General features: G+C 73.0%; 2 protein-coding genes. Both read right to left on the minus strand.

All coding sequences use genetic code 11. The annotated features are described in order from the left end of the window. Positions 1-1,630, minus strand: a 1,630-nt coding sequence (gene ligA / locus VFJ21_02830) for an NAD-dependent DNA ligase LigA (protein ID HET7406055.1), incomplete at its 3' end; no start/stop codon positions are given. Continuing rightward, on the minus strand, positions 1,627-2,085 hold a 459-nt coding region (locus VFJ21_02835; protein HET7406056.1), incomplete at its 5' end, for a methionine synthase. The genes ligA and VFJ21_02835, both read right to left, overlap by 4 nt.

A 2,085-nucleotide genomic window follows, 5' to 3' on the forward strand; every position in this document is an offset into this window, starting at 1 on the left:
CGAGGTCCCCGAACTCGCGAGCGAGCGGGCGAGCCACCTCCGGGCCGACGTGCCGGATCGACAGCGCGACCAGCACCCGCCACAGCGGCTGTTCCTTGGCCCGCTGCAGCTGGTCGAGCAGCCGGCGGGCGTTGGCCGACAGGGTGCCGTCCTTCTTGGTGAAGAACGCACAGCCGAGCAGCTGCTCCTCGGTGACCGCGAAGACGTCCCCCTCGTCCTCGACGACACCGCACTGAAGCAGTGCCACGGCCGCCTTGTATCCCAGCACCTCGATGTCGAAGGCGCCCCGACCGGCCAGGTGGAACAGCCGCTCCCGCAGCTGCGCCGGGCAGGACCGGGCGTTGGGGCAGCGGACGTCGACCTCGCCCTCGGGACGGACGAGTGGGGTGCCGCACTCCGGGCAGTGCGTCGGCATCACGAACTCGCGCTCGCTGCCGTCACGCCGGGAGGCGACCGGTCCGACGACCTCCGGGATCACGTCGCCGGCCTTGCGCAGCACCACCCAGTCGCCGATGAGCACGCCTTTGCGCCTGACCTCGTCGGCGTTGTGCAAGGTGGCCAGCCCGACGGTGGAGCCGCTGACCTGGGCCGGCTCCATGAAGGCGAACGGCGTGACCCGGCCGGTGCGCCCGACGTTGACCCGGATGTCGTGCAGCTTCGTGACCACCTCTTCGGGTGGGTACTTGAACGCGATCGCCCAGCGCGGCGCCTTCGCCGTCGAGCCGAGCCGGCGCTGCAGGCCGATGTCGTCGACCTTGACGACCACGCCGTCGATCTCGTGCTCGACGCTGTGCCGGTGCTCGCCGTAGTGGGCGATGTAGTCGCGCACGGCCCCGAGGTCCGGCACGACCTGGTAGTAGCTGCTGACCGGCAGCCCGAGAGCGGCCAGCGCTTCGTAGCCGAGCGACTGGCTGTGCACCTCGAACCCGCGGGCGGCCCCTATCCCGTGCAGGGTGAGCCGCAGCGGTCGCGATGCGGTGACGTGCCAGTCCTTCTGCCGCAACGACCCGGCCGCGGCGTTGCGGGGGTTGGCGAACGGCGACTTGCCGGCCTCGACCAGGGCGGCGTTGAGCTCCTCGAACGCCGCCACCGGGAAGTAGACCTCGCCGCGTACCTCGAGCAGCTCCGGCGGGTCGCCGGACAGCCGGCCCGGCACGTCGTCGAGCGTGCGGACGTTGGCGGTGACGTCCTCGCCGGTGCGCCCGTCGCCACGGGTGGCGGCGCGGACCAGCCGCCCGTTGTCGTAGACGAGGTCGATGGCCAGACCGTCGATCTTCAGCTCACAGAGATAGGCCGGGACGGACTCGACCTCCCGCAGCGCGCGCTGGGCCCAGGCATGGAGCTCCTCGTCGGAGAACGCGTTGTCGAGGCTCAGCATGCGTTGGAGGTGCGCGACCGGCGCGAAGCGTTGGGTCTCGATGTAGCCGGCGACCCGTTGCGTGGGCGAGTTGGGCGTGCGCAGCTCGGGGTGGGCGTCCTCGATCTCGGTGAGCTCGCGCATCAGCGCGTCGTAGTCGGCGTCGCTGACCGAGGGGTCGTCGAGCACGTAGTAGCGGTAGGCGTGCTCGTCGATCTCGCGGGCCAGCTCGACGTGTCGCTCCCGGACCGCGGGCGGCGCGTCGGCGGTCACCGGGGCGCCTCCGGGGATTCGACGAGGACGCGCCCGATCTGGCGCAGGAGCCGAAGGGCGGTGTGCGCCCAGCCGACGGAGGCACCGGCCAGCCCGCAGGTCGGGGTCGGGACGACGGCCTGCGCCAGCCGCTCGGGGGCGAACCCGAGCCGCTGCCAGAGGGCCCGGGCGGGACCGACCAGCTCGCCCGGCGACGGTGGCGCGCCCGGACCGGTCGAGGGGACGAGGCCGAGGAGCAGCGCGCCACCAGCCTCGACGTAGCCGCCGATCGTGTCGTCGTCGCGCCCGGTCAGCATCGCGGCATCAACCGACAGCGCCTGCGCCCCGGCGGCCACCATCAGCGCGAGCGGTGGCCGCGCGGCGCAGCAGTGCAGCACGCGGAAGGCCTCGCCGGCGTCGAGGGCACGGCGCAGCAGCGTCGCCGCGTCGGGCCCGTCGACCGCACGCAGTGCCCC

Source organism: Mycobacteriales bacterium (genome assembly GCA_035690485.1).
Taxonomy (GTDB): Bacteria; Actinomycetota; Actinomycetes; order JAFAQI01; family DASSKL01; genus DASSKL01.